At 70.0% G+C, this 26,653-nt stretch carries 23 protein-coding genes; 13 read left to right on the top strand and 10 right to left on the bottom strand.

What is annotated here, in order from left to right; all coding sequences use genetic code 11:
- Positions 1 to 127: 127 nt before the first annotated feature.
- Together K0817_RS03330 and K0817_RS03325 are read left to right on the top strand one after the other, a co-directional pair.
- On the top strand, positions 128 to 1,012 hold the full coding sequence (locus K0817_RS03330) for an ABC transporter ATP-binding protein (protein ID WP_219979951.1): 885 nt from the start codon (positions 128 to 130) through the stop codon (positions 1,010 to 1,012).
- Positions 1,009 to 2,139, top strand: a complete 1,131-nt coding sequence (locus K0817_RS03325; RefSeq protein WP_219979950.1) for an ABC transporter permease — start codon at positions 1,009 to 1,011, stop codon at positions 2,137 to 2,139. Before K0817_RS03330 ends, K0817_RS03325 begins: the two co-directional genes overlap by 4 nt.
- Positions 2,140 to 2,228: 89 nt before the next feature.
- Here K0817_RS03325 and K0817_RS03320 read toward each other — a convergent pair whose 3' ends face one another.
- The gene (locus K0817_RS03320; RefSeq protein WP_219979949.1) at positions 2,229 to 2,639 is read right to left on the bottom strand and encodes a VOC family protein; all 411 of its coding nucleotides are present in this window, start codon (positions 2,637 to 2,639) and stop codon (positions 2,229 to 2,231) included.
- 226 nt (positions 2,640 to 2,865) lie between these two features.
- On the opposite strand from K0817_RS03320, the gene K0817_RS03315 reads away from it, so the two are divergent.
- Entirely contained in the window at positions 2,866 to 3,987 is a 1,122-nt protein-coding gene (locus K0817_RS03315) for a hypothetical protein (protein ID WP_219979948.1), read from the top strand.
- 78 nt (positions 3,988 to 4,065) lie between these two features.
- Here the strand turns inward: K0817_RS03315 and K0817_RS03310 are convergent, their stop codons facing one another.
- The gene (locus K0817_RS03310; protein ID WP_219979947.1) at positions 4,066 to 5,856 is read right to left on the bottom strand and encodes a glycoside hydrolase family 15 protein; all 1,791 of its coding nucleotides are present in this window, start codon (positions 5,854 to 5,856) and stop codon (positions 4,066 to 4,068) included.
- 77 nt (positions 5,857 to 5,933) lie between these two features.
- On the opposite strand from K0817_RS03310, the gene K0817_RS03305 reads away from it, so the two are divergent.
- Positions 5,934 to 7,301 (top strand): glucose-6-phosphate dehydrogenase, encoded by a 1,368-nt coding sequence (locus K0817_RS03305; protein ID WP_219979946.1) that lies wholly within the window; start codon positions 5,934 to 5,936, stop codon positions 7,299 to 7,301.
- Positions 7,302 to 7,325: 24 nt separating this feature from the next.
- Here the strand turns inward: K0817_RS03305 and K0817_RS03300 are convergent, their stop codons facing one another.
- Positions 7,326 to 7,862, bottom strand: a complete 537-nt coding sequence (locus K0817_RS03300) for a transcriptional regulator (protein ID WP_219979945.1) — start codon at positions 7,860 to 7,862, stop codon at positions 7,326 to 7,328.
- Between the two features lie 57 nt (positions 7,863 to 7,919).
- Here K0817_RS03300 and K0817_RS03295 point away from each other — a divergent pair, with 57 nt between their 5' ends.
- Complete coding sequence (locus K0817_RS03295; RefSeq protein WP_219979944.1) at positions 7,920 to 9,380, top strand: MFS transporter; 1,461 nt, start codon at positions 7,920 to 7,922, stop codon at positions 9,378 to 9,380.
- Between the two features lie 11 nt (positions 9,381 to 9,391).
- Here K0817_RS03295 and K0817_RS03290 read toward each other — a convergent pair whose 3' ends face one another.
- The gene (locus K0817_RS03290; protein ID WP_253735154.1) at positions 9,392 to 9,727 is read right to left on the bottom strand and encodes a hypothetical protein; all 336 of its coding nucleotides are present in this window, start codon (positions 9,725 to 9,727) and stop codon (positions 9,392 to 9,394) included.
- 14 nt (positions 9,728 to 9,741) lie between these two features.
- Between K0817_RS03290 and K0817_RS03285 the strand changes: the two genes are divergently transcribed.
- From K0817_RS03285 to K0817_RS03275, 3 genes are read left to right on the top strand one after another with little or no spacing between them, the layout of a single operon-like run.
- Complete coding sequence (locus K0817_RS03285) at positions 9,742 to 11,025, top strand: type III polyketide synthase (RefSeq protein ID WP_219979942.1); 1,284 nt, start codon at positions 9,742 to 9,744, stop codon at positions 11,023 to 11,025.
- Between the two features lie 49 nt (positions 11,026 to 11,074).
- Positions 11,075 to 11,779 (top strand): methyltransferase domain-containing protein, encoded by a 705-nt coding sequence (locus tag K0817_RS03280; RefSeq protein WP_219979941.1) that lies wholly within the window; start codon positions 11,075 to 11,077, stop codon positions 11,777 to 11,779.
- Positions 11,772 to 12,914, top strand: a complete 1,143-nt coding sequence (locus K0817_RS03275) for an NAD(P)/FAD-dependent oxidoreductase (RefSeq protein ID WP_219979940.1) — start codon at positions 11,772 to 11,774, stop codon at positions 12,912 to 12,914. The genes K0817_RS03280 and K0817_RS03275 overlap by 8 nt, the downstream gene beginning before the upstream one ends.
- 256 nt (positions 12,915 to 13,170) lie before the next feature.
- Here the strand turns inward: K0817_RS03275 and K0817_RS03270 are convergent, their stop codons facing one another.
- The 3 genes from K0817_RS03270 to K0817_RS03260 all read right to left on the bottom strand — a co-directional run bounded on the left by K0817_RS03270 (position 13,171) and on the right by K0817_RS03260 (position 18,121).
- Positions 13,171 to 14,013 (bottom strand): UbiA family prenyltransferase, encoded by an 843-nt coding sequence (locus tag K0817_RS03270; protein ID WP_253735153.1) that lies wholly within the window; start codon positions 14,011 to 14,013, stop codon positions 13,171 to 13,173.
- A 123-nt stretch (positions 14,014 to 14,136) separates the two neighbouring features.
- Positions 14,137 to 16,356 carry an ATP-dependent Clp protease ATP-binding subunit gene (locus K0817_RS03265; protein ID WP_219979938.1) on the bottom strand — a complete coding sequence of 740 codons (2,220 nt, stop codon included), beginning with the start codon at positions 16,354 to 16,356 and terminating at the stop codon, positions 14,137 to 14,139.
- Between the two features lie 97 nt (positions 16,357 to 16,453).
- Complete coding sequence (locus K0817_RS03260; RefSeq protein WP_219979937.1) at positions 16,454 to 18,121, bottom strand: SulP family inorganic anion transporter; 1,668 nt, start codon at positions 18,119 to 18,121, stop codon at positions 16,454 to 16,456.
- 157 nt (positions 18,122 to 18,278) lie between these two features.
- Here K0817_RS03260 and K0817_RS03255 point away from each other — a divergent pair, with 157 nt between their 5' ends.
- A complete protein-coding gene (locus K0817_RS03255; protein ID WP_219979936.1) occupies positions 18,279 to 18,683 on the top strand; it encodes a hypothetical protein in 405 nt (134 codons plus the stop codon).
- 37 nt (positions 18,684 to 18,720) lie between these two features.
- Here K0817_RS03255 and K0817_RS03250 read toward each other — a convergent pair whose 3' ends face one another.
- The 3 genes from K0817_RS03250 to K0817_RS03240 form a co-directional block, all read right to left on the bottom strand.
- Positions 18,721 to 19,809: a GlxA family transcriptional regulator gene (locus K0817_RS03250; RefSeq protein WP_253735152.1), complete on the bottom strand. Its 1,089-nt coding sequence runs from the start codon at positions 19,807 to 19,809 to the stop codon at positions 18,721 to 18,723.
- Between the two features lie 206 nt (positions 19,810 to 20,015).
- Positions 20,016 to 21,290 carry a glycosyltransferase gene (locus K0817_RS03245; RefSeq protein ID WP_219979935.1) on the bottom strand — a complete coding sequence of 425 codons (1,275 nt, stop codon included), beginning with the start codon at positions 21,288 to 21,290 and terminating at the stop codon, positions 20,016 to 20,018.
- A gap of 6 nt (positions 21,291 to 21,296) precedes the next feature.
- Positions 21,297 to 22,526, bottom strand: coding sequence for a glycosyltransferase (locus tag K0817_RS03240; protein WP_219979934.1), 1,230 nt, complete (start codon positions 22,524 to 22,526; stop codon positions 21,297 to 21,299).
- Between the two features lie 125 nt (positions 22,527 to 22,651).
- Between K0817_RS03240 and K0817_RS03235 the strand changes: the two genes are divergently transcribed.
- From K0817_RS03235 to K0817_RS03220, 4 genes are read left to right on the top strand one after another with little or no spacing between them, the layout of a single operon-like run.
- Positions 22,652 to 23,248: a hypothetical protein gene (locus tag K0817_RS03235; protein WP_219979933.1), complete on the top strand. Its 597-nt coding sequence runs from the start codon at positions 22,652 to 22,654 to the stop codon at positions 23,246 to 23,248.
- A 53-nt stretch (positions 23,249 to 23,301) separates the two neighbouring features.
- On the top strand, positions 23,302 to 24,951 hold the full coding sequence (locus K0817_RS03230) for a SulP family inorganic anion transporter (protein WP_219979932.1): 1,650 nt from the start codon (positions 23,302 to 23,304) through the stop codon (positions 24,949 to 24,951).
- A gap of 15 nt (positions 24,952 to 24,966) precedes the next feature.
- Entirely contained in the window at positions 24,967 to 25,638 is a 672-nt protein-coding gene (locus tag K0817_RS03225; protein WP_219979931.1) for a GAP family protein, read from the top strand.
- Positions 25,639 to 25,669: 31 nt separating this feature from the next.
- Complete coding sequence (locus K0817_RS03220) at positions 25,670 to 26,596, top strand: formylglycine-generating enzyme family protein (RefSeq protein WP_308211860.1); 927 nt, start codon at positions 25,670 to 25,672, stop codon at positions 26,594 to 26,596.
- Positions 26,597 to 26,653 lie beyond the last annotated feature (57 nt).

The raw sequence follows: 26,653 nt of genomic DNA, 5'->3' as shown, positions 1-26,653 counted from the left end.
GCGGAGAAGAGTCCGCCCCCGGGGGGAGGCACACCGCCGCTGCAGTTTCATAGCGTGGTCTTCACAAGCTCGACAAGCTCGACCGGCGATGCCGGAGATTCGACCGCACGGTCGGAGAGGGGACAGGATGCTGCAGCTGAGCGGGATCACCAAGAGCTACGGCGGACGCCGCGTGCTCGACGACGTATCGTTCGAGGTCAGGCCCGGGCGCCTGACGGGATTCGTCGGCGGCAACGGCGCCGGCAAGACCACCACGATGCGGATCGTGCTGGGAGTGCTCGCACGAGACGGCGGCACCGTCACGCTCGACGGTGCCGAGGTCGGGGCATCCGATCGCCGTCGCTTCGGCTACATGCCCGAGGAGCGCGGCCTCTACCCGAAGATGAAGGTGCTCGAGCACATCGTGTACCTGGCGCGGCTGCACGGATTCTCCAAGACGGATGCCACGGCCCGGGCGACCGCGCTGCTCGAGCAGCTGGGACTCGGCGAGCGCCTCGAAGACAACGTCGAGACGCTGTCGCTGGGCAACCAGCAGCGCGCGCAGATCGCCGCGGCCCTCGTGCACGACCCGCAGGTGTTGATCCTCGACGAGCCGTTCTCGGGCCTGGATCCGCTCGCGGTCGACGTCGTCGCCGCGGTGCTGCAGGAGCGCGCCGCCGCGGGAGCCGCCGTGCTGTTCTCGTCGCACCAGCTCGATGTGGTCGAGCGGCTGTGCGACGACCTCGTGATCATCGCGGGCGGCACCATACGGGCCGCCGGCGCGCGCGATGCGCTCCGTGCGCAGCACTCCACCCGGCGGTTCGAGCTGGTCTCGGCCGGCGACGCCGGCTGGCTGCGCACCGAGCCAGGCGTCGAGGTGCTCGACTTCGACGGCGGCTATGCACTGTTCGACGCCGACTCCGACGAGACGGCCCAGCGCGTCCTGCGCCGGGCCGTGACACAGGGAGACGTCGCGAGCTTCGCACCGCAGCATCCCACCCTCGCCCAGATCTTCAAGGAGGTCATCCAGTGAGCGCTTCCCTCGACCGCACCTCGGCGCCGCGTGGCGCCGCACCCACGCAGAGCCTCAGTGGCGCGCAGGGCGTCTGGCTCGTTGCCGAGCGTGAGATCGGCTCGAAGCTGCGGAGCAAGGCATTCGTCATCTCGACGGCGATCATGGTGCTCGGCGCCCTGGCGCTCGTGATCTGGGGCGGGTTCCAGGCGTCCAACGCCACCGGCACGCCGGTCGCAGTGACCGCCGACGCCACCCAGTACGTCGGCGAGGCGCAGGGCCTCGACGTCACCGATGTCGGCGACCGTGCCGAGGCCGAGGCCCTGGTCGAGAGCGGCGACGTCGACGCCGCCATCGTCGGCGACGCCTCTTCACCGACCGGCTTCACGATCCTCGCCGACTCGGCCGCCCCGACGCAGCTGATGCTGCAGCTGGCGCAGCTGCCGCCGGTCGAGCTGCTCAACCCCGACGAAGTCAACGGCGCTCTCGGCTACATCGCCGCGCTCGGATTCGGCATCGTGTTCCTCTTGGCCGCATCGATGTTCGGCGGCACGATCGCGCAGAGCGTCGTCGAAGAGAAGCAGACGCGCGTCGTCGAGCTGCTCATCTCGGCCATCCCGGTGCGGTCGCTGCTGGCGGGCAAGGTGATCGGCAACACGATCCTGGCGATGGGGCAGATCCTGATCCTGGCCGGCGTCGCCGTCGTGGGGCTGACCGTGACCGATCAGACCGCGCTGCTGCAGGGGCTCGGTGCGCCGATCGCATGGTTCGCGGTGTTCTTCCTGTTCGGCTTCATCCTGCTCGCGTCGCTGTTCGCGGCGGCCGCCGCGATGGTGTCGCGCCAGGAGGACATCGGGTCGACGACAACTCCCCTGACGCTGCTCATCATGGCCCCGTACTTCCTGGTGATCTTCTTCAACGACAACCCGCTGGTGCTTGGCGTCATGTCGTACGTTCCGTTCTCGGCGCCCGTGGGCATGCCGATGCGGATCTTCCTCGGTGAGGCGCAGTGGTGGGAGCCGCTGCTGTCGTTGGTCATCCTCATCGCGACCTGCGTCGTGGCCATCCTGGTCGGCGCCCGCATCTACCAGAACTCGCTGCTGCGCATGGGCGCTCGCGTGAAGCTCAGCGAGGCGCTGGCCCGCTGACATCCGTTTCGAATCGCGCACTTGCAGCCTTCGACCCCATGGTCGTGCCAAGTGCGCGATTCGCAAACGGGAGCGGATGCCTCGTGTGGTCAGCCGCCTGTCATCTGGGGCGCCATCCGGCCGACGGCGATGACGTTGCCGCCCGGATCGCGGAACCACGCGATGTCGGGGCCGCCCTCGAAGCCGCGCGAGATGCCCTTCTCGTCGGTGCCGTAGTCGGGGTCGGTGTAGATCTTGGTCACGACACCACGGGCGTTCAGGTCGTCGACGGCGGCCTCGACATCGTCGACATCGAAGTTCAGCACCGTGAAGACCGCCGGCTCGTGATCGGGTTTGGGGTATACGAAGATGTGCCCCGCGCCCGGCAAGGCGATGGTGAAGCCGCCGCCCATCTCCTCGAAGACGGTGACGTCGAGGCCCAGCGTGTCGCGATAAAAGGCCGCCGCTTCGCCGACGTCGGGAACGGCGAAGCTTGAGAACGGCCGGTCGGGTGTGAACATTGTGCGCCTCCAGAGTGATAGTGCCCCCGGGGCCACGATCCTCCTGCGCCGTATCCCTGTCCAGGCCCGTGCCGGCCGATCAGGCGCTGCTGCGCATGGGCGCTCGCGTCATTCCCGCAGGGCGGCGCGCCCGGCGTGACCCACGAGCGCGTCGGATCATCCCGCATCGCCCCTAGGGGCCGGACCACTCACCGTGGAGGTCTGCGCAGACGAATAGAGTCCCGGCATGAGCACTGAGCCGCTTGCGTCAGCGAGAATGAGAGCACACAGGACTTCCGTCGCCGAGCGACTCGTCGGACCCTTCGGGGCCTTCTTGCTCCTCTTCGTCGGCGTCCTGATGCTTGGCGTGATGGCTGCCGCGATGGGCCAGGACAATCTCGGGAAGGGTATGTTTCTCGCCGTCCACGCCATCGGCGAGTTCGTCGGCCCGACGCTGCCGTATGCCCTCGCGGTGATCGGGCTCGTCGCGACCTTACTCATACCCATCGCGGCTTTCACCGCCTTCGGGAGCGAACAACACCGGCTCGACGAAGCCGTCCGCGCTGCGCTCCGCATCGTGGTGCTCGTTCTGCAGTTCATTCTGGCCGCGATGTGCGCCGTCTTCGTCCCGATCGGACTTTCCAGTCCACGCGATATCCCGATGATCATCGCGACGCTTGTTCTGGCGTGGAGTACCGCGACCGCCGCGGGATTGACTTTCTCGCCTCCTCGATCTGGGGCGGCGCAACGAGTGAAGTCTCTTGAAAACCGCCTCGACGCGGGTGAACGTCGTGCGACCCGTGTTCTCGGTTCCGCTTGGCGCAATCGGGTGGTGTCACGAACGACGGGCAGGTACATCGCATTGTGGCTGACGCCCGTTCTCACTTGGGGCGGCGGCGCCGTAGTGATCATGTGCTTCGCGGATGCGCGACTGATCCTGCATCCGACAGCTCTTGCGCTCGTGATCCTGCCTTGCCTTTTGGACACCTACCTGACCTTCGCGTGGTACGCGGCCCGCAACAAGGCCGAACTGTCATGGGCGCCCCGCGTCGCTGCCGTGTCGCTCGGCGTACTTGGAGCCGCGGGGATGGGGTCGCTCGCGATCGTGCTCGCGCCACATGGTCACCCTTGGAACACCCTCTCCGTCTACGTGGTCCTCTTCACGCTCGCACACGCCGCGATACTCTTCCTGCCCGCACGGGTCGGCCTCCACCCCGGCATCCGACGCCTCGAAGCCTCAACGACCGCGAAGCATCTGCGGAGAATCGAAGAAGATCTGATCCTGGCGCAGGAGCAAGCACGCTACGAGGCGGGCGACCCTTCCGGGTGGTGGCGATCGATGCTGCAGCTCACACGCAGGGCGAGATGATGTCGTGTCATCTCGTCACGCTGCGTGGGTCGAGAGGTGCTCCCGAAACCGCGCTGACCGTGCGCCGGGTCGCTCGCGTCATTCCCGCAGAGCGGCGCGCCCGGCGTGACCCACGAGCGCGTCGGCCGCGCGCACCAGCGCCAGGTGGGTCAGCGCCTGCGGTGTGTTGCCCGCGTGGCGCTCGCCTTCGACGTCGTACTCCTCGGACAGCAGGCCGACATCGTTGGCGAGGCCGCACAGGCGATCCATGAGCCTGTCGGCGTCCTCGACGCGACCACTGCTGGCGTACTGCTCGACCAGCCAGAAGGAGCACGCCAGGAAGGGGTGCTCACCACCGGCCAGACCGTCGACCTCGGCCTCGGTGCGGTAGCGCCGCACCAGCCCGTCACGCAGCAGGGTGCGCTCGATCTCTGCCACCGTGCCGAGCATGCGCGGGTCGTCGTAGGCGCAGTAGCCGACCTGCGCGATCAGCAACAGCGACGCGTCGACCTCGGTCGAGCCGTAGTGCTGGACGAAGTGGCCGCGCTCGGCGTCGTACCCCTTTTCGTCGACCTCGGCACGCACCAGGTCGCGCACCCGCTCCCATTCGTCGGCATCGCCCGGCAGGCCCGCCTCTCGCACCGCCCGCACACCGCGGTCCAGGGCTGCCCAGATCATGACGCGGGAATGCGTGAACATGCGGTCCTCGGCACGGATCTCCCAGATGCCGCGGTCGGGACGGTCGATCCACTGGATCACCTGCGCGAGCAAGGCCCGCTGCAGCGGCCACGAGAACGTGTCCTCCTCTACACCCGCTTGCCGGGTGGCCTCGAGGGCGACCATGACCTCGCCGATCACGTCGGCCTGATACTGGCTCACCGCACCATTGCCCACCCGCACCGGCGATGCGCCCCGGTAACCGGGAAGGCTGTTCATCTCCCGTTCGGCGAGGTCGCGCTCACCGGCGATCCCGTACATGATCTGCACGTCGGCGGGGTCACCGGCGATCGCGCGCAGCAGCCATCCGCGCCAGCGTTCCGCGGCCCGGGTGAAGCCGTGCTCGATCAGCGTCTCGAGGGTGAGCGCGGCATCCCGCAGCCACACGTAGCGGTAGTCCCAGTTGCGCGAGCCGCCGAAGTCCTCGGGCAGCGACGTGGTGGCCGCGGCCACGATGCCGCCGGTGCTCTCGTGCGTGAGCGCCCGCAGCACCAGCAGCGACCGGACGACGGAATCGTGGTGCGGACCGTGATGGTCGATGCGGTCGGCCCACTCCTGCCACCACGCCCGCGTCGCCACCAGCGACGCCTCGACGTCGAGCGGTGCCGGAACCTCGTGGTGGGACTTGAACCAGGTGAGCGTGAGGTCCGCGGCCTCACCCGCCTGCACCACGATCTGCGCGGAGTGCGCGTGATCGATGGGACGCAGCGGCGCCCCCCGAAGCACCAGTGCGTGGGGGCCGGCGATCGCGAGACCGGTCAGCGGCACCCCGGGCACCTGTCGCACCCACGGCATGGCCCGGGCGTAGTCGAAGCGCAGGCGCACCGTGTCGGTGAATTCGACCGTCCCCGAGACGCCGACGATCCGGCGCACGATGTCGACCCGGTTGCCGTCGATCGGCATGAAGTCGTGCACCTCGGCGACGCCGGCGTCGGTCGTCCAGCGGGTGACCAGGATGAACGTGTCGCCGTCGTAGCGCCGTGTGCTCGTCGCCTGCGGGTCGCTCGGGCGCAGGCTCCAGCATCCGTGGTCTTCGTCGCCGAGGAGGGCGCCGAACACCGAGGGCGAGTCGAAGCGCGGCACGCACAGCCAGTCGATACTGCCCTCCCGCGAGACGAGCGCCGCGGTGCGACAGCTGCTGAGCAGGGCGTAGTCCTCAATGGGTGCCGGCATCGTCCTGATTGTGGCAAACCATTCCCCCATGCGCCAACCCCTGCCGTTCCCGACGAGGGCCGGATAGGTTGGGCCGCATGGCGACGGAGACCACGCTTCTGATCCTGGGCGCCACCGGCGACCTCACCTCGCGACTGCTGCTGCCCGCACTCGGCCAGCTGCTGAGCCTCGAGCCCGAGCGACGAGTGCGCTTGCGCGGCGCCGGTATGGAGGACTGGGACGACGCCCGGTGGCGCGAGACCGTACGTGCGGCGTTCGCCACCAGCGGGTCGGAGGCGGCGTTCGCGCGCGTCGAAGAGACCACCTACCGGCAGGCCGACATCACGGCGCCCACCGACCTCACCAGACTGCTGGCGGACCCCGGCGAGCGGATCGCCCTCTACTTCGCGGTGCCGCCGGCGGTGGCCGCAGCGGCCTGCGAGGCCCTGGCCGGCGTCGCGATACCCGACGGTACGGTCCTGGCACTGGAGAAGCCGTTCGGCGTCGACGCCGCCAGTGCGCAGAAGCTCAACGAGACCGTCGCGCGGCTCGTGCCGGAGGAACAGGTGTTCCGTGTGGACCACTTCCTCGGCCGGTCGACGCTGCTCAACGTGCTGGGCGTGCGGTTCGCGAACCGGGTGTTCGCGCCGGTGTGGTCGGCCGAGCACATCGAGTCGGTCGTGATCCGCTATGACGAGACTCTCGGGCTCGAGGGCCGCGCCGGCTACTACGACCGCGCCGGGGCACTCGTCGACATGATCCAGAGCCATCTGCTGCAGGTCATGGCGGTGCTCACGATGGAGCCTCCCGCTTCGCTGCACGAGCGCGACCTGCGAGACGCGACGGGCGCTGTGCTGCGCGCCACCCACGTGTGGGGCGACGACCCCACGACCTCTTCGCGCCGCGCACGCTACACCGCCGGCAGTGTGGGCGACCGTCAGCTGCCGTCCTACGTCGATGAGCCCGGCGTCGATCCGGCACGCGACACCGAGACGCTCGCCGAGCTGACGTGCGAGGTGCGCACGGACCGGTGGGCGGGGGTTCCGATCACGCTGCGCTCGGGCAAGGCGCTCGAGGGCAAGGACGGCGAGATCGTCCTGACCTTCCGCCCGGTCAATCACGTCCCGGGTGGCCTGACCGGCGACGCCCCCGGATCGGTGCTCCGTTTCTCGCTGGGCCCCGACCGCATGGAGCTGGAGCTCAACGTCAACGGCGGCGAGGATCCGTTCGAGCTGGAACGCGCCGTCCTCGAAGCCGATCTCGGACCGGGTGCGCTCAAGGCGTACGGCGAAGTGCTGTCGGGCATCCTCGACGCCGATGCCGCCCTCTCTGTGCGCGCTGACGCCGCTGAGCAATCGTGGCGCATCGTCGACCCGGTGCTCGCCGCGTGGCGCGCCGGCGAGGTGCCGCTGGACGAGTACCCGGCCGGCACCCTCGGCCCGGAGAGCTGGCCGCGGCTTCCGTGACGGCAGGGGTCGGGTCGTCGAGGGTCAGTGCGCGGACGGCGGGTTGTCGTCGGTGTGGAACGCGATGAACAGCGAGTAGGTGTCGCCGTCGGGGTCAGGGCGGCGGTTCTTGAACTCCTGCGCGAGGTCGGCGAGCCGCTGCTGCAGCTCGGCCTTGTGCTCGGCGTTGAGCTTCAGCCCGAGCCACGTCGTGTCGAGGTCCTCGTCGGACAGTCCTTCGATCTGCTGCAGGAAGGTCTCGACAAGCACGGTGCTGCCGCCGGGCATCGACGTGCGCCACGAGAGTCCGGTCGCGCGGTACGGCACCTCGCGCGCGCCCTGCGCGCCGGTCCGCTCGGGCTCGGCGGCGAGGTAACCGGTCGAGACGAGCGTGCGCACGTGGTGCAGCATCGTCCCCGGGTTCACGGCGAGGAGCTCGGCGAGCTCTTTGTTGGTACGCGACTCGAACGCGCACAGCCGCAGCACACGCAAGCGCAGAGGTGAGCTCAGCGCCTTCATGCGGGCCTCGGCCTCGGGGTCGCCCGCGCGAAGCTCGATCCGCTCCTCGCCATGCGTCGCCATAGACGGAGCCTAGCGAACCGATTGACAACCCTCAATCACTGGCGCAAACTGATTGACATGTCTCAATCAGAGGAGCCGGCGGCGTCGGGCCGACTCGACACCGGAGTGCTCGCCGAAGCCAGAGCCGAGGCATCCACGCCGGTCTCGCGCGCGAGCGCCGAGGACGCCGTGGAGGCGGATCAGGATGCCGCAGCCCAGGGTTCTCGGCCGGACTCGAACGCGACCGCCCCGGCGGCCAACGGCGCACCGGGTGCACCGAAGGGCTCCTTGTGGCGTGACCGCAACTTCCTCACGATGTGGAGCGGCCAGGCACTCAGCCAGTTCGGCGCACAGATCACCGAACTCGCGCTGCCGGTCCTCGCCGTCCTGACACTGCAGGCGACGGAGTGGGAGGTGGGGCTGCTCGGCGCCGCCCAAGTCGCGGCCTTCCTCATCGTGGGTCTCCCCGCCGGAGCGTGGATCGACCGCATGCGCAAGCGCCACGTGATGATCTGGGCCGACGTCATCCGCGCCGTCGCCCTGGCCACCCTGCCGCTCCTGGCGGTGCTCGGCGTGCTCGAGATCTGGCACATGATCGCCGTCGCCCTCGTGATAGGCATCGCGACGGTGTTCTTCGACGTGTCGAACCAGAGCATCATCCCGTCGCTGGTGCGCACCGACCAGATCGCCGAGGCGAACGGCAAGCTGCAGTCCACCGAGCAGCTGGCGGGCCTCGCCGGTCCTGCCGCCGGTGGATGGCTGGTGGGTGTCCTCTTCGCCCCGGTCGCGATCCTCATCACGGTGGCCACCTACATCGCGTCGTTCATCGCCCTGCTGTTCACCAAAGATCACGAGCAGCGCCGCTCCCCGGAAGACCACCGGCCGCTTCACATCGAGATCCGGGAAGGGCTCGCGTGGGTGTTCGGCAATCCGCTCCTACGCCGCATCGTCGGCACGACCGGCATGGCGAACTTCTTCGGCACGATCGCCACGACGCTGCTGCCCATCTTCGTTCTGCGCGAACTCGGGCTGACCCCGGCGATGCTCGGCATCGTGTTCTCGCTGTCGGCTGTGGGAGGGCTCCTCGGCGCGATCGCAACCCCGCGCATCGTGGCGCGCATCGGCGAGGCCCGCGCGATCCCGCTGAGCGCCATCGCGTTCTGCCTCGTGCCGTTCTTCCTCCCGGCGATCTCGCTCGTCCCGGCGCTTGCCTTCCCCCTGCTGATCGCGCAGTTCTTCGTGCTGAGCTTCACGGTGCTGCTCTACAACATCACGCAGGTCACCTTCCGCCAGCGCATCACGCCGCGTCGGCTGCTCGGCCGCATGAACGCGTCGATCCGCTTCGTCGTGTGGGGCGTGATGCCGATCGGCGCGCTCATCGCCGGCGCCCTGGGCACCTGGATCGGCACCGTCCCCACCTTGTGGATCGCGGCCACCGGTGAGCTGCTGGCATGCTTGTTCGTGGTCATCGGCCCGTTCTGGGGCATGCGGGATCTGCCCGACGTGACGGAGGACACACCCTCAGGCGCCGCCGCGTAAGCGGGCCGGCGTCAGTGGCGAATCGAGCGGATCGCGGCAATGAGGATCCCGAATGCGAAGACCGGGACAGCCGAGAACACCGACCGCCAATTGCCGTTGAGAAGCGGAAATCCGATTGCCACCACCACTCCGATCACGAAGATCGCGATGATGATGACGCGCCACAGCGTGTCCGTCTTGGTCCTGGGTTCGGCCTGCATCGGTTCGCTCACGAGTGCGTTCTCCATTCCGGGCGTTTCATCCACGGTATCGCCGCGGCTCACGCGGCGAGTTGTATTTTCATGCAGCAGCGGCCCTAGCCCGCGCGCGAACATCGCGCAACCACTGCCGCGACGGGGCCTGGGCATGATTGGGTGGCTCCATGACGGCGCGCATTGTCTCGATCGGCACCGCGGTCCCGCCCGCGCGCATCGGGCAGGACGCCGTGCGCGAGCTCTTCGCGTCACAGCCCGGCGTCGACCGGCTCACGCAGCGGCGCATCCAGGGCGCCTTCGCCGCTTCGGCGATCGAACATCGTCATACGGTGCTCGGCGAACTGGCCGGCCTTCCCGCCGCGCCTGGCGGCCCGGTATTCCTCGATGGTGAGGGCACGCTTCAGGCTCCGACCACCGGACCACGCAACGCCCTGTACACGCAGCTCGCACCGGGGCTCGGCGCTCAGGCGGCACGGGATGCGCTGACGGATGCCGGACTCGCGGCATCCGCCATCACCCACGTCGTGACGGTGTCGTGCACGGGCTTCTTCGCCCCCGGCCCCGACTACCGGCTGGTGCGCGACCTCGGACTGCCGACGACGACCGAGCGCTACCACCTCGGCTTCATCGGTTGTGCCGCGGCTCTGCCCGGACTGCGCCTGGCCGCGCGGATCGCCGACTCGCAGCCCGACGCGGTGGTGCTCGTCGTGTGCGTGGAGCTGTGCTCGCTGCACATCCGCGCGTCGGCCGACCCGCAGCAGATCGTGGCGGCGTCCGTCTTCGGCGACGGCGCGGCGGCGGTGATCGTCGCCGGCCCGGACGCTGTGCGGGATGCCGGCGGCCTCGACCTGGACCGCTTCGGCACCGCGCTCACCGACGAGGGCGAGAACGACATGGTGTGGACGATCGGCGACCATGGCTTCGAGATGGTGCTGTCGGCCGAGGTGCCGCGCATCATCGGGCGTGAGATCCGCGGAGCCGTCGACAGGTTCATCGGCCTCGACACGCCCGACGCGTGGGCCGTGCATCCCGGAGGACGCAGCGTAATCGACCGCGTCGAGACGGGGCTGGGCCTGGACCCCGCGGCGCTCGACGCGTCGCGAGGCGTGCTGCGGGAGTACGGGAACATGTCGAGCGCGACGATCCTGTTCATCCTGCGCAGGCTGCTTCACGACGACGCGTTGCCGGAGGGCGCCAGGGTCGCCGGTCTCGCCTTCGGACCGGGTCTGACCGTGGAGTCGGCCCTCATGACCAAGCGGCTCGGAGCGAGACCGCGCGCATCGACCCACGATGCGACCCAGGATGCGGCGGCCGCGGCTACGGCGGTGCCGGCCGTGGCTGGGCCCGCTGTGGCTGGGCCCGGCGTCGCCGAGCCCGGCGTCGCTGAGCCCGACGAGACGAACCGCGTGCTCGCGGCGCGGACGGCACCGGCTCTGGCCAGTCATCGATGAAGCGGGCGGTTCGGGCGGTGGCGCGGGCGGTGGCGGTGGCGGTGGTGCGATGAGTCTCGCGGTGCGCGACGAGGCGCTCGTCGAGCTCATGGACGATCCGCAGTGCGATGCGCGCCGGCTGCGGGCGACGCTTCGCCGCTTCGGCACGGTGAACCGGCTCGTGGCGGGCTGGGGCGCGGTGTATCGCACGCGGCTCGCGCCGTACCTCGCCTCACTCGGACGACCGGCTCACGTGCTCGACCTCGGCTCGGGCGGAGGCGATCTCGTGGTGCGGCTGGCGGCTCTCTCCGATCGCGACGGCCTTCGTGTGCAGTGGACCGGCGCCGACCCCGACCCTCGCGCACACAGCGTCGCCGCCGAGCGCACGGTGCCGCGGACCGTTGCTTTCCGGTGCACGGATGCCGCGTCCCTCGTCGCGGAAGGCGCGAGCTTCGACGTTGTGCTGTCGAACCACGTGCTGCATCATCTGGGCGCCGAGCTTCCCGCGTTCGCGGCGCAGTCGCTCCAGCTCTCTCGCGGGCTCGTGCTGCACGGCGACATCCAGCGCAGCCGGCTCGCCTACGCCCTCTACGCCGTGGGGATCACACCGTTCGCACCGGGAACGTTCCTGCGCACCGACGGGCTGCGGTCGATCCGGCGCAGCTTCACGCGGGAGGAACTCGCCGCCGAGCTCGCGCCCGGCGCTGCGGGCGTCTGGACGGTCGAGCGGCCCGCGCCGTTCCGGCTGCTGGCCGTGGGGCACGGGCATGGCTGATGTCACCGTGGTCGGGGCTGGACCGGTCGGGATGCTTCTGGCCGCAGAGCTGGCGCGCCGCGGGGTGGACGTGGACGTGATGGAGCGGCGGCCCGCATCGGGCGACGGGTCGCGCGCGATCGGCGTGCACGCCCCGGTGCTGGCCGCACTCGAGGCCTCGGGAATCACCGAGAGGCTGCTCGCCCGGGCCGTGCGAGTGCGCCGCGGCGAAGCCCGGTCCGAGGGCCGAGCGCTCGGCGCCGTGCAATTCGACGAGCTGTCGACGCGGTTTCCGTTCGTGGCAACGCTGCCGCAGGCCGCCACCGAGGCGGTGCTCGCCGAGGCGGCGCCCGAGCCGCTGCGCGGCGCGACCGTCATGGCCATCCTCCCCCGACCCGACGGCGTGCGGGTGCGAGCCGGCGTCTTGGGCCGGCCCGTCGAGCAGACGAGCGGCATCGTGGTCGTGGCATCCGGATCCGGCGGTCGCGATCTCGTCTACCGCCCGCGCGCCGTGCCGGTGCGCGAGTACCGCGACCGGTACGTCATGACGGATGCCGAGACCGCCGCGCGAGACGACGCCGAGGTCGCCGTCGTGCACCTGGATCCGTCGGGTGTCCTCGAGTCGTTCCCGCTTCCGGACGGGCGACGGCGCTTCGTGGCGTGGGATCCGCCCGGCGCCGATCCGGACCCCGGTGCCCTCGTCGAGCGCATGCGCGCGGCGCTGGCGCAGCGCGGCGAGGCGGCGGTCGCGTCAGGGGTGACCGAGGCGACGGTGTTCGGCGTGCGCCGGGTCGTCGCGCCCCGCATGCGCAACGGGCGCGTGTTCGTGATCGGGGATGCCGCGCACGAGGTGAGCCCCATCGGCGGGCAGGGCATGAACCTCGGCCTGCTCGACGCGGCGACCTTGGCCCCGCTGCTCGCGGAATGGGTGCGCACGGGCGCCGCCCCCGAGCCGGAGTTGCGCCGGTGGGAGGCGCGTCGTGTCGCGTCGGCGCGGACCGCCGCGCGGCTCGCCGCGGTCAACACCGCGCTCGGGCGCGCGGTATCGCCGCGCCTCGACGTCCTCCGACGCTCCGCCGTGCGGGTGATGCTCGCGCCGCCGGCCGGCCGCCTCTTCGCCCGCGCCTACGCGATGGGGTTCGACCGCGACGCCTGACCCGACTGGTGGGTGCAGCCGCCCCGTCAGCGCGACCCGGTCACCGCGCCAGCTCGTTCCACAGGAGAACCGGGCCTCCACAGGAGAAATCCGCGGCCAATCGTCCTGCGGAGGGCCGGTTGACCTGTTGGAGAAACACGGGCACGGATGCCGCAAAGCCCGCGCGAGCTCGGGCCGAGGGCTCGAGCCCGGCGTCAGGCCGCGGGCTCGAGCCACGTGTCGGACGCGCGAGCCCGGCCGCGAGTCAGGCAGTGGTTCAGGCGGCGAGGGCTCCGCCGGAGGCGACGAGCTGCGCGGCGAGCAGTAAAGCGGCGAGCATCACGAGGCGGAACAGCGCCCGCGACGGCGGCCGCACCGCCGCGCGCACGACTGTCAGGACGGCCACGAACACGACACCGGCGAAGAACACCCACGAGATCGGGGGAACCGCCGAGACGTCGCCGCCTGCCGGGCCGAGCAGCACCGCGACGGCACCGCCCATCACCGCGAGCGCCGCCACCACCGCCGACGCGCGGGCGCCGAGCCGGTGCGGCAGGCCGCGCACGCCCGTGCTCGCGTCATCATCGAGGTCGGGCAACACGTTGGTCAGGTGCACCGCCGCACCGAGGACAGCCCCTGCGATCCAGGCCCAGCCGGCTGCGAAGGCCGGCTCGAGTGCCGACAGCGTCGCCAGCGACGGGAACACCCCGAAGCTCACCAGGAACGGCACGATCGACAGCGGCGTCGACTTCAACCCGGCGTTGTAGGCCCACGCCGAGCCCAGTGTGAGGGCATGTGCCGCCAGCATCCGCCATCCCAACGGCACCGAGAGCACCAGCGCCAGCGTGAGACAGACGGATGCCGCGACCCACGCCACCCGCAGGCTTACGTCGCCGCGGGCGAGGGGCTTGTCGGCACGTCCGACGGCGCGGTCACGGGCGGCGTCGAGGGCGTCGTTCGAGATGCCGATCGACAGCTGCCCGGCGAAGACCGACACCGTCAACAGCGCCAGGCGCCAGGCCTCGAGGCCGATCGAGAGCCCGAGGGCGAAGGCCAGCGCGGTGACCACCAGGGTCGGTCCGGGGTGCGACGACCCCCACAACCCCCGCACGATTCGCACGCTCGATGCTCTCATGCCCGCCCGAGCTCGTTCGCCCTCCCGAGGCTTCCGCCCGCACCCAACCCGAGCGAACCGCGCACCGCCCACCGCCCCGGACCGGACCGGACCCCACCCGGGCCCGACTCAGTCGTCGAGCAGTTCGGCCTCGATGACTTCATCCTCGCCGACCGGGGTATCGGGCGCGTCGGGCACGGGCGCCGGGCCCTCGCTGACCAGGGTCAGCCCAGAGCCGTCGGCCGCGACATCCACGCGCACCACGTCACCGTCGTGCACGCCGCCGCCGAGGATCGCCATCGCGAGGCGGTCCTGGATCTCGGACTGGATGAGCCGCCGCAGCGGCCGCGCCCCGAACACCGGGTCGTAGCCGCGCTCGGCGAGCCACGCGCGGGCGTCGGGAGTCACGGCGAGCGTGAGTCGGCGGTCCTTGAGGCGCCGTTGCAGCGCGAACACCGACAGCTCGACGATCTGCGCGAGGTCGTCCTCGGTGAGCGCCTGGAAGATCACGATGTCGTCGAGGCGGTTGACGAACTCGGGCTTGAACGCCTGCCGCACCAGGCCCTGCACCTGCTCGCGCTTCTGCTCGACAGACAGCGTCGGGTCGATCAGGATCGGCGAGCCGAGGTTCGAGGTGAGGATCAGCACGACGTTGGTGAAGTCCACCGTGCGACCCTGCCCGTCGGTGAGACGCCCGTCGTCCATGACCTGCAGCAGCACGTCGAACACTTCGGGGTGCGCTTTCTCGACCTCGTCGAGCAGCACGACCGAGTACGGGCGCCGACGGACGGCCTCGGTGAGCTGTCCGCCCTGCTCGTAGCCGATGTATCCCGGAGGAGCACCCACGAGCCGCGAGACGGTGTGCTTCTCGCCGTACTCCGACATGTCGATGCGCACCATCGCGTGCTCGTCGTCGAACAGGAACTCGGCGAGCGCCTTGGCCAACTCCGTCTTGCCGACGCCGGTGGGGCCCAGGAACAGGAACGAGCCCGTCGGCCGATTCGGGTCGCTGATCCCGGCGCGCGAGCGGCGCACGGCATCCGCCACCGCCTTCACGGCGACCTTCTGCCCGATGAGGCGCTTGCCGAGTTCGGACTCCAGGTGCAGCAGCTTCTCAGTCTCGCCCTGCAGCAGGCGCCCCACAGGGATGCCGGTCCACGCCGCGATCACGGCGGCGATGTCTTCGTCGGTGACCTGGTCGTTGACCATGCGGTCGCCGGACGGCTCTTCGCGCTCGGCGTCCACGAGCTGGCGCTCCAGCGCAGGGATCTCGGCGTACAGCAGTCGGGACGCTTTCTCGAGGTTGCCCTCGCGCTGAGCTCGGTCGGCCTCCATGCGCGCCGCGTCGAGCTTGGTCTTCAGGTCGCCGACGCGGTTGAGCGATGCGCGTTCGCGCTCCCATCGCCCCTGCAGCTCGCCGAGCCGCTCTTGCTCGACGCGCAACGTCTCGCGCAGCGTCGCCAGTCGCTCCTTCGAGGCGTCGTCCTTCTCCTTCTTCAGCGCGAGTTCCTCGAGCTTCAGCCGGTCGACGTGGCGTCGCAGCTCGTCGATCTCGAGCGGCGCCGAGTCGATCTCCATGCGCAGGCGCGACGCGGCCTCGTCGATGAGGTCGATGGCCTTGTCGGGCAGCTGACGGGACGGGATGTAGCGATGGCTGAGGGATGCCGCGGCCACGAGCGCGGCGTCCGCGATGGCCACCTTGTGGTGCGCCTCGTAGCGCTCCTTGAGTCCGCGCAGGATCGCGACGGTGTCTTCGACGTTGGGCTCTCCGACGTAGACCTGCTGGAAACGGCGCTCGAGCGCGGCATCCTTCTCGATGAACTCGCGGTACTCGTTCAGCGTAGTCGCGCCGATCATGCGCAGTTCGCCGCGCGCGAGCATGGGCTTGAGCATGTTCGAAGCAGCGACCGATCCTTCGCCGCCGCCGGCGCCCATCAGCACGTGCAGCTCGTCGATGAACGTGATGATGCGCCCGTCCGACTCGGTGATCTCTTTGAGCACGCTCTTGAGTCGCTCCTCGAACTGGCCGCGGTACATCGCGCCGGCGACGAGCGCCGAGATGTCGAGGGTGACGAGTTCCTTGTCTTTGAGCGACTCGGCCACGTCGCCAGCGACGATGCGCTGAGCGAGGCCCTCGACGACGGCGGTCTTGCCGACACCGGGCTCGCCGATGAGGACGGGGTTGTTCTTGGTGCGGCGGGTCAGCACCTGGCTGACGCGCCGGATCTCGCTGTCTCGCCCGACGACGGGGTCGAGCTTGCCCTGACGGGCACGGTCGGTGAGGTTGATGCCGAACTGTTCGAGGGCGCTCTGCGCGTCCTCCTGTCCAGGCTGCTGGGTGGCGTTCATGTGTCTCCTGAAATCTGCTCACGTCCAAAGTTGAGTCGTGATGGCTCAAGTTTACCAGGCACCGGATGCCGCGGCAATGCGTCCGGCGGAACGCACATCATCCCCGCGCGATCGCCTCCCGCGCATCCGCGTACGCGCGGCGCAGCGTCTCGCTCACCCATTCGCCGCCGTGATAAAGATTCGCCTCGCCGATGTCGTCGACCACGCCACCCGCGATCAGCTGATCGATCACGCGTTCCTCGCTCGCGACGATTCTGAGCGAGCCCTGGGCGGATGCCAGCTCATGGGCATATCGCCGCAGCACGTCGATGAAGGCCAGGCCCACCTGGTCGGTGCCCCGCAGCCGCACGATCACGACGGCGTTCCGCGAGTCGGCACCTACCCGTGGAAGCTGCCGTTCGAACGTCGGCGCGCTGGCGAAGAACAGGCTCCCGTAGGGCTGCAGCACCAGCACCTGCCCCGGCGGGACGGATGCCGGAGGATCCGACTCGCGCAGCCGCCCGTCGTCGGTGATGTGCACCTGCCGCACCCGCACGCGGTTGGACTGCTGCGCCACGAACATCACGATCCCGAGCCCTACCCCGACCAGCACCGCGAACTGCAGCGGGATGATCAGCGTCAGCACGAAGGTGACGGCCATGATCGCCGTCTGCAGCGCCCCGCTCCTGATCACCGAGTACACGCGGCTCGGCTTGATGGCCGAGATCCCCACCACGATGAGCAGCCCCGCCAGCGCCGGCATCGCGACGAAGGCGACGAGGCCCGAGGCCAGCAGGATCACCAGCGCCATGACTCCGCTGGCGAAGACGAGCGACCAGCGCGTACGCGCCCCGGCCGCGACGACCAGTGCCGAGGCCGACATCGAGCCGCCGACCGGCATGCCACGGAAGACGCCGGCGACGACGTTGCCGACGCCCTGTCCGATGAAGTCGCGCGAGGCGTCGGCGGGCCTGCCGTCCGGAGTGGGGATGCCGGCCGAGACGCCGGCGCCCTGCACCAGTCCCACGAACGCGAGCGAGATCGCCGGGATGGCGAGGTAGACGATGTCATCGACACTCGGGAGCACGGGCGCCGGAAGCCCCCGGGGCACGTCGACCATGTCGTCGAGGACGACGACGGGACCGGCGACCCACACGTTCAGCAGCCAGGCGGCGACCGATCCCAGAACCACGGCGACGACGAGACTCAGACTGCCGACGCGCGTGGGCTGCAGCACGACGATCGTGAGCACGGTGATCACCCCCACGATGACGGCGGGGATGCTCCACTGCGCGATGTGCAGCAGCAGATCGATCGTCTTGACGATGCGGTTCGCGCCCTGCGACTCGTAGCCGGCGAAGTTCGACAGCTGCCCGAGCACGATGTTGACGCCGACCGCCGTGATGAACCCGGTCATGACCGCGGTGGGCACGAACCGCACCAGGCGCCCGGCCCGCGCGAAGCCGGCCACGATCATGACGACACCGGTCATCATCGCAAGCGTGTAGAGCGCGCGGTCGGGGTCGGGTCGGCTCTGCAGGTCGGCGTCGGCCACCACGAGCGCCATCGCGCCGGTCGCCTGCACGGCCATGAACGTGCTGCTGGTGAAGAAGGCCGCGCCCACCATGCCGAAGAGGTAGCCGTAGAGGCCGGCGAGAGGGTTGACGCCCGCGAGAAGCCCCGACGCGAGGCCGTCGGGAACGCTCTCGACGCCGAGCGCGATACCGGCCTTGACGTCTTTCCCCAGGGTCTCGCGTGAGAACCACGTCTTCGGATTGAGACCCATGGCCCCACGGTAGCGAAGGGCAGGCGCGGTGGCGGGCGCCGTGGGGCCCTGGGGCGGTCGCAGTGACGGATTTCATGCGGGTCGCGTGATGCGGCACGCCCAGGCTTCTCCCAGGTTGAGAGAGACGGCCGCCGCGCCGACACGAAAGGGAACTCACATGACCGACAACGACACCACCGTCACCGGCTGGGTGGGATGGGGCGTGTTCGCCGCCGTCGTGCTCATCATCTCGGGGTTGATCAACGTGCTCCACGGGATTCAGGCCCTGATCGGCCCCGACACCCTCTACTTCGTCGGCGAGGCAGGGCTGTTCTCGCTCGACGTCGAGGCATGGGGCTGGTTCCACCTGATCCTCGGCGCGCTGATCCTCCTGGTCGGTTTCGCGCTCTGGGCGGGCGCCACGTGGGCCCGCGTCATCGCGGTGATCCTGGTCGCGCTGAACGCGATCGCGCAGATCACGCTCATCGCCGCGCAGCCGTGGCTCTCGATCGCGGTGCTGGCCCTCGACGTGCTCGTGATCTACGCGCTCACCGTGCACGGGCGCGAGTTGAAGGCGCGCTGAGCGCGCCGGTGAGGGCGGGCGATTCGAGCGCTCGCCCTCACGCCACGGGTTCGAGAACGGATGCCGGCGGGCGGGAGTCCTCGCCTGCTGCGGCTGCGCCCCCGCGCTCAGAGGCTCCGAACGACGCGCTAGCCGCGTTCGGAGTGGGCGCGGGGACCGCCATCTCCGCCTCGTCCGGAGTGCACGAGAATCGGGCCCGGTAGGCGGTCGGGGTCGTGCCGAGCACGCGCGCGAAGTTCTGGCGCAGCACCGCCGCCGATCCGAAGCCGGTCTCGTAGGCGATGCGGTCGAGCCCGAGGTCAGTCGACTCGAGCAGCCGCTGGGCGTGGATGATGCGCTGACGAGCGAGCCACGCCGCCGGCGTCGCACCATGGTCGGCCTTGAAGCGACGCGCGAAGGTGCGCGGCGACATGTGCGCCTTCGCCGCCAGCTGCTCGACGGTGAGTTCGAGGCGCAGGTTGTCGAGCATCCAGTCCGTGACCGGCGCGAGCGACAGCGAGGTGGTGGCGGGGAGCGGCTTGTCGATGAACTGCGCCTGACCGCCGTCGCGCTGTGGGGGCACCACCATGCGACGGGCGATCTTGTTGGTCATCTCGGCGCCGAGCTCCTGCCTCAGCAGGTGCAGGCACGCGTCGAGCCCGGCCGCCGTGCCGGCGCTCGTGATGATGCGGCCGTCCTGCACGTAGAGCACGTCGGGGTCGACATCCACCTTCGGATACATCTCGGCCATCTTCTGCGCGTACATCCAGTGGGTGGTGGCCTTGCGACCGTCCAGCACGCCGGCCGCGGCAACCACGAACGAGCCGCTGCACACGCTCAGAACCCACGCATCGCGTGCGACCGCGTCGCGGATGACATCGAGCACGCGCTCGTCGGTCCGCGCCCAGTACTGGTGCGGAACGGGCGACACGACCACGAGATCGGCCTCGTAAGCGAAAGACAGGTCGTTCTCGACATTGATGGAGAAGCCCATCTTCGACGAGATCGCTCCCGGCTCGGGCGTGACGATGCGGAATTCGAAGTTCGGGATGCCGTCATCCGACCGGTCCAGCCCGAAAGCCTCGCACGCGACGCCGAACTCGAACGGCGCGAATCCGTCCTGGACGATGCAGGCGACGGTCTTCATGAGCGATCCTCCGGAGGTGGCAGTTTTCATGCGAAGTGTGTCCATCCTGCCACTCGTGGCAGTCCTAACGCAAGCGTAGCGTTTCTGCCATGTTCATCGCCATCGCCTTCGCCGTTCTCTCCGCCTTCGCCCTCGCCTCGACGGCCGTCGCTCTGCGCACCGACGGCCACCGCCGCATCCCCACCGATCACACGCGTCTTCCCTGATCACGCACGCGCGCGCTTGTACACCTCGATCATCGCCGCCGTCCGCGAGGACTGGCGGAACCTCTCACGGATCGTCGGATCGGGAACGACCGGTGCGCCCGCGGTGATGTCGGTCGCCGCGGCGCGCAGCGCGTCCGCGAGGGCGGACACCGAGGCATCCGGAATGCCCTCAGGGAAGGCGACGCCGACCGGCCAGTACCCGGGACCGAGCTCGGACGCGAGGTCGGGGTCGCTCACGACCGAAGGCGTCCCGAGCGCGGCGGCCTCGAAGATCGTCATGCCCTGCGTCTCGAAGCCGATCGAGGTCTGCACGACCGCGTCGGCTCGGGCGATCTTGCGCAGCGTCTCGGCGTACGGCATCCGTCCCGCGAAGACGACGGCCGCCCGGGGCCGCAGCCTCTCGACGAGCCGGCGTGCGGCGCGCAGCTGGCCGCCGCCACCGATCAGCTCGACCTCGGCGTCGACGTCCGAGGCGGCGAGCGCCTCGAGGAACGGCAACAGGCGCTTCTCCGGGCTCATGCGCCCGAGCCACACGAACCGCGGACGCCCGGGCACCCGCTCGGCGCTCGACGACGCGAGAATCCCGTCGAGCAGGTCGTCGTCGATGCCGTTCCAGATCACGTCCACCCCGGGTCGCGTGGCGAGTGCGTCGAGGGGCGCGAGGACTCCGCGGCGGCCCTGCGGCACGACACCGTGCTGCTCGAGGCGGCGGGCGAAGTGCGCCGACGGTGCGGTCACGGCGTCCGCTCTCGCGGCGAAGCGGCGCAGGTACGACCAACCGTCCCGGCCGACGGGGCTGACTTCCGGCGCGGTCCCGAGAACGCGGCGCTGCCACGCGTTCAGGACGCGCAGCACGAGCTTCGGGAACGGGGCGGTCGCCTCGATTCCGACGTCGAGCCGGTTGTGCATCGTGTGGACGACGGGGATGCTGTGGCGCTGGGCGAACCGGTAGCCGATGAACGCACCCCAGAAGTCGGCCTGGACATGCACGACGTCCACCGGCGGGCGGGACCGCAGCGCGGCATCCAGCCACCGGTCGGTCCGGCGGCCCGGCCACGACATCGAGTACTCGCGATCGAAGGTCACCGGCATCGACGGCAGGTCGAGGTAGGCGGCGTCAGCGGACATGGTGCGAGCCCGCGGGCCGTGCATCGCCGGCGCGACGATGGTGACCGTGTGACCGGCCTTCTCGAGGAACCGCCGCTGCAGCCGCATCGAGACCTGCGCGCCGCCGAGTGTCTCGGCGTGCTGGTCACCGAACATCACGACGTGCACGGCGGGCTACTCCGGCAAGGGTTCGTCGCGGTACAGCGCCTCGAAGGTGTCGAGCGTGCGCCGCATGTCGTGCACCTTGACACCCTCGAGCGAGGCCCGCTGCATGCGCAGCCGCTCGTCGGGCGCCTGCGTCAGCACCGTCGTGAGCTTCTCGGCCAGATCGTCGACGTCGCCGGGCCGGAAGAGGTAGCCGTTCTCGCCATCGTGCACGAGATGCGGCAGCGCCACTGCATCGGCGGCGACCACGGGCAGGCCCGAGGCCATGGCCTCCATCGTCGCGATGGACTGCAGCTCGGCGATCGACGCGATCACGAACACACTCGCGTGAGAGAGGAAGCCGCGCAGTTCCTCGTCGGCCGTGTGCCCGTGGAACGTGACGCGGCCGTCGAGCCCGAGCTGCTCGGCGAGCTCCTCGAGATTGCGGCGCTGGTCGCCGGTGCCCACGATGTCGAACGTCACATCCAGGGCCGGATCGAGTGTCGCCAGGGCGCGCAGGATCACGTCGATCTGCTTCTCGGTCGTGAGGCGGCCGACGAAGACCAGGCGATGCGCGTCGCGGGGCGAAAGGTCGGGCGTGTAGTTGGCCGCCTCGATCCCGCAGCTGATCGGGATCACACCCTTGATCGCAATCGTCCTCTCGAGGAAGTCCGCGGCACGACGGGTCGGGGTGGTCACGGCGCGGGTGAGAGCGAACGTTCGTTTGGCGTCGTCCCACGCGAGCTTGATCGCGATCTTGTCGAGGAAGGGCGGCAGTGTCGTGAAGTCGACGATGTTCTCGGCCATCACGTGGTTCGTGGCGACGACGGGGATGCCGCGCTTGTGGGCCTCTCGAGCCAGGCCGCGCCCGATGACGATGTGCGACTGGATATGCACGACGTCGGGTTCGAACTCGTCGAGCACGCGCCGCGCGTGGTGCTTCGACATCCACGGCAGCACGAAGGTCAGCCAGTCGTGAGGCGGCCAGCGCCACGACGGAAGCCGGTGGACCGTCATCTGGCTGCCTTCGATCACCTCGGTGAAAGTGCCGTGGTTGCTGTGTCCTGCGCTGGGTGCCATGACGTGCACGTTGTGCCCTCGCACGACCAGCCCGGCGGCGAGGCGCTCGGCGAACCGCGCGGCTCCGTTGACATGCGGCAGGAAGGTGTCGGCGCCGATGAGGATCTTCAGCGGGCGCGCCGATGGACTCGGCGGCCGGGACTCTGACGGGAGGTCGGCGGGCGTCGCAGGATCGGTCACGGGATGGGGGCCTGTCTCTGACGGCGGGGCGCGCGGCGGTGGGGTCGGTGACGCGCGGATCCACTGTACCCGAGGGCCAGGCCGAGCCCCGGGAACGCGCAGGCTCGGCACCGTACCCTGGACTCATGCCCCGACTCCAGGCCGAAGCAGACCCGAACTTGTGGGTTGCGGTGACCGAGTCCCTCGGCTTCCGCGGCCGCCGCCACCGCAAGGCCGCCATCCGGATGCTGCTGACCCAGGCCAGCGGCGCCCTCGGCGGCGAGGCGCGCCCGGGCAGCGGTGTCGCCGCGTGGGCGATGAGCCAGGCGGCTCCGTTCCTGATGCGCAAGGCCGCCGGACGCGTGCTGGTCTGGGTGTGGAAGGCCGACGCCGAGCTGGTGGTGGCCATGGCCCAGCTGCAGCAGGCGACGAACGAGCTGCGGGCGGCACGCGCGATGATGCCCATGGAGTACGACGACACGCAGTCGTTCTCGAACCCGTTCCTGGGGGTCGGCGAGAAGCTCGAGATGCCGCTCCCCCCTGATCCCCGCCAGCCGCCGTTCGCCACCTACACGTGGGACACCGGAACGCACTTCGTCACCGTGACCGCCGTGTGCTCCGACCGCGAGCGCTTCGGCACGGTGATCGGATCCGTCGACGACCTGGCGCGCACCCTGCGCGTCGTCGACGACATGACGCTGGGCGAGTCCCCCGAAGTCCTCCGGATCGACCCCGCCCGCTGACGGTCGGGGCGGCGGGATTGCCGCTAGCCTCGGATCGACATCCAGGAGGCGCCGTGGAACGACCACTCGCCGGGCTCACACGGAAGAACGTCGCCCGCGAACTTCTCGCCGGCGTGACCCTGGTCGCGATCGCCATCCCACTCAATATCGGGTACGCGCAGATCGCCGGACTGCCTCCGACGGCAGGCCTGTACGCCCTGGTCCTCCCGACGATCGTGTACGCCCTAGTGGTGTCGTCCCGCCAGCTGGTGGCGTCGCCGGATGCCGCGGCCGCCGCCCTGGTCGCCTCCTCGATCGGCGGCCTGGCTGCTGCCGGCTCCGCCGATTACGCGACGATGGCGCTCGCGCAGGCGATCATCTGCGGCATCCTCTTCGTCCTGATGTCGGTGTTCAAGCTGGGCTTCCTTGCGAACTTCCTGTCCAAGCCGATCCTCATCGGGTTCGTCGGGGGTCTCGCCCTCGACATCCTGGTGTCGCAGGTGGCCAAGATGCTGGGCATAAGGATCGACTCGGGGGGCGAGTTCGTCGAGAAGATGATCGGCCTCGTCACCGGCCTAGGCACCCTGAACGTCTGGTCGCTCCTCATCTCGGCAGGGTCGATCGCCATCCTGCTGATCGGTCGTCGCCTGCTGGCGGTCGTGCCGTGGGCGCTCATCGTGATGATCGTCGCGACGATCGTGGTGGTGGTGACGGATGCCGACGGCGCGGGCGTGGCGGTGCTCGGGGAGGTACCTGCCGGACCGCCTGAACTCACGTGGCCGATGCTCTCGTGGACCCAGTGGCTCGCTCTCGTCCCGTCGGCGCTCGCGCTGACGATGGTGACAGTCGCGGAGGGGCTGCTCGTGATCCGCTCCTACGCCGAGAAGCGCCACTACTCGACGAGCCCCGACCGCGATCTGCTCGCGTTCGGGGTGGGCAACATCGCCGCCGGCGCCAGCGGCAGCTTCGCCATGGGCTCCTCGACTTCCCGCACCGCCGCGATGGACCAGGCAGGGTCCCGCACGCAGCTGCCGTCGTTCGTGCTCGCGGGGGGCACCCTGCTGCTGCTCCTTTTCGGCACGGCGCTGCTGGCCGAGATCCCCTCGCCTGCCATCGGCGCGATCGTCGGTGTGGCCGTGCTGCCACTGCTGGGCATCCGCGAGTTCCGCGAGCTGTGGCGCTTGGATCGCTTCGAGTTCTGGATCGGGGTGGTGTGCTTCCTCGCGACGCTCTTCATCGGCGCGATCCCCGGCATCCTCGTCGCGTTCGTGCTCGCCCTGGTGAACATGGCCAAGCGCGCCGCGAACCCCGCGATCGACGTACTGGCCGCCGACGGCGAGCCGAGCGGTTCGCTGCTCGCCGACGCGCCCGCCGGCTCCGTGACCGCGCCGGGCATCGTCGTCGTCCGGATGGCGGCCCCCCTCTTCTTCGCCAACGGCGACGTGTTCGGCACGGCGGTCAAGTCCGCCATCACCCGTGCACGCGTGCACGAGGACGTGAACCATCTCGTGATCGATCTCGAGGCAGTGAGCGACGCCGACGTCACGGGTGCCGAGTCATTCGAATCGCTGCGCGACTGGCTCGAGCGCAGCGACGTCTCGCTCGGCTTCAGCCGCCTCCGGGCGGATGCGAGGCCCCGCCTGGAACGGCTCGGAATCATCCGCGACGGCGACACCGTCTACCCGACGAACCGCGCGGCCGTCGCCGCGCTCACCACGAAGTAGGAAGCAGGAGCCCACATGGGTACCGTCATCGGAGACATCCTCCCTCTCGCCCTCGGCATCGCGATCAGTCCGGTGCCGATCATCGCGGCGATCCTCATGCTCCTGTCTCGCAAGGCGCGGTTGACGGGACCCGGATTCCTGGCGGGGTGGGTGCTCGGCATCGTCATCGCCGTCACGGTCTTCACTCTGCTGTCGTCGGTGCTGCCCGACCAGGACGCGACCAGCCCCCAACCGATCAAGGGCGTCGTTCAGCTGCTGCTGGGCGCGTTGCTGCTCGTGCTCGCACTGCGGCAGTGGCGCGGTCGTCCGAAAGCCGGCGACCACCCCACCCTGCCGAAGTGGATGCAGGCCATCGACTCCATCTCATTCGCCAAGGCGCTCGGCCTCGGGTTCCTGCTGTCGGCGGTGAATCCGAAGAACCTGCTGCTCGCGGTGAGCGCCGGGGTCACCATCGGCTCGGCGACCTTGGACGGCGGCTCGAGCGCGCTCGTGATCGCGGTGTTCACGCTGATCGCGGCATCCACCGTCCTCGTGCCGGTGGTCGGCTACCTCGTCGCCGCCGAGAAGCTGCGTGGCCCGCTCGACGCGCTGCACGCCTGGCTCGCCAAAGAGAACGCGGTCATCATGGCCGTGCTCCTGCTGACCATGGGTGTCGTGGTGATCGGCAAGGGAATCGGCAGCTTCTGACCCCTCAGAACGACGGGATACGGTGGGAGGCGTGACCTCCCCCGTACGCCGCTCCGGCCACGACCAGGTGCTTCTCGAAGGCGGCGTGTTCCGGATGGGGTCCGAGGACTTCTACCCCGACGAGAAGCCCGTGCACGAGCGCGAGATAGCGCCGTTCTGGATCGACCGGTACGAGGTCACCAACGAGCAGTACGCCGCGTTCGTCGACGACACCGGGTACGTCACGGTGGCGGAGCGGGCACTCGATCCGGCGGACTTCCCGGGCGCCGATCCCGCCGATCTCGTGCCGGGCGCCATGGTCTTCACGCCGACGCCCGGGCCCGTCGACCTGAGCGACTGGCGCAACTGGTGGCGATGGCAGCCCGGCGCCCACTGGCGCCGGCCGTTCGGACCTGAGTCGTCGATCGACGGCAGGCTGCGGCATCCCGTCGTGCACATCGCGTTCGAAGACGCCAACGTCTACGCACAGTGGGCCGGGATGCGCCTGCCCACCGAGGCCGAGCACGAGTTCGCCGCGCGGGGCGGACTCGACGGTGCGCGCTTCGCGTGGGGCGACGAGCCCTACCCGGGCGGCATCGCGCAGGCCAACTCGTGGCTCGGCCGCTTCCCGTACGACAACCAGGGCGTGGGGGATGCCGCACCCGTCGGCTCGTACCCCGCCAACGGCTTCGGGCTGTACGACATGACCGGCAACGTGTGGGAGTGGACCAGCGACTACTACACGCCGCGGCACCTGCGCCTGTCGGACAGCCCGGTCGACGCCGGAAAGCGCACCAACCTGCTGGCCGCGGCGAGCGCCCAGGAGGGCTTCCCCGCGATCCCCCGGCGCGTGCTCAAGGGCGGCTCGCACCTGTGCTCACCCGACTACTGCCTGCGCTTCCGCCCCGCGGCCCGCTCCCCGCAGGCCGAAGACACCGGCATGTCGCACATCGGCTTCCGCTGCGCCCGCGACGCCTGACCCCCGCCCCCTCCCCGCCCACGCCCTCCCCACTCCCGCCCGCCCCCTCCCCACTCC

The organism is Microbacterium sp. HD4P20 (assembly GCF_019449275.2).
Lineage (GTDB): Bacteria > Actinomycetota > Actinomycetes > Actinomycetales > Microbacteriaceae > Microbacterium.
This window is presented reverse-complemented; position numbering and strand designations above follow the sequence as displayed.

Bases quoted from the DNA above. Each gene is read 5' to 3' on its own strand.
- K0817_RS03315 (WP_219979948.1), top strand. From the start codon at position 2,866: ATGAGCACTGAGCCGCTTGCGTCAGCGAGAATGAGAGCACACAGGACT.
- K0817_RS03290 (WP_253735154.1), bottom strand. From the start codon at position 9,727: ATGCCCAGGCCCCGTCGCGGCAGTGGTTGCGCGATGTTCGCGCGCGGG.
- K0817_RS03320 (WP_219979949.1), bottom strand. From the start codon at position 2,639: ATGTTCACACCCGACCGGCCGTTCTCAAGCTTCGCCGTTCCCGACGTC.
- K0817_RS03310 (WP_219979947.1), bottom strand. From the start codon at position 5,856: ATGCCGGCACCCATTGAGGACTACGCCCTGCTCAGCAGCTGTCGCACC.
- K0817_RS03235 (WP_219979933.1), top strand. From the start codon at position 22,652: ATGCCCCGACTCCAGGCCGAAGCAGACCCGAACTTGTGGGTTGCGGTG.
- K0817_RS03330 (WP_219979951.1), top strand. From the start codon at position 128: ATGCTGCAGCTGAGCGGGATCACCAAGAGCTACGGCGGACGCCGCGTG.
- K0817_RS03305 (WP_219979946.1), top strand. From the start codon at position 5,934: ATGGCGACGGAGACCACGCTTCTGATCCTGGGCGCCACCGGCGACCTC.
- K0817_RS03275 (WP_219979940.1), top strand. From the start codon at position 11,772: ATGGCTGATGTCACCGTGGTCGGGGCTGGACCGGTCGGGATGCTTCTG.
- K0817_RS03250 (WP_253735152.1), bottom strand. From the start codon at position 19,809: ATGAAGACCGTCGCCTGCATCGTCCAGGACGGATTCGCGCCGTTCGAG.
- K0817_RS03260 (WP_219979937.1), bottom strand. From the start codon at position 18,121: ATGGGTCTCAATCCGAAGACGTGGTTCTCACGCGAGACCCTGGGGAAA.
- K0817_RS03255 (WP_219979936.1), top strand. From the start codon at position 18,279: ATGACCGACAACGACACCACCGTCACCGGCTGGGTGGGATGGGGCGTG.
- K0817_RS03300 (WP_219979945.1), bottom strand. From the start codon at position 7,862: ATGGCGACGCATGGCGAGGAGCGGATCGAGCTTCGCGCGGGCGACCCC.
- K0817_RS03295 (WP_219979944.1), top strand. From the start codon at position 7,920: ATGTCTCAATCAGAGGAGCCGGCGGCGTCGGGCCGACTCGACACCGGA.
- K0817_RS03280 (WP_219979941.1), top strand. From the start codon at position 11,075: ATGAGTCTCGCGGTGCGCGACGAGGCGCTCGTCGAGCTCATGGACGAT.
- K0817_RS03225 (WP_219979931.1), top strand. From the start codon at position 24,967: ATGGGTACCGTCATCGGAGACATCCTCCCTCTCGCCCTCGGCATCGCG.
- K0817_RS03285 (WP_219979942.1), top strand. From the start codon at position 9,742: ATGACGGCGCGCATTGTCTCGATCGGCACCGCGGTCCCGCCCGCGCGC.
- K0817_RS03265 (WP_219979938.1), bottom strand. From the start codon at position 16,356: ATGAACGCCACCCAGCAGCCTGGACAGGAGGACGCGCAGAGCGCCCTC.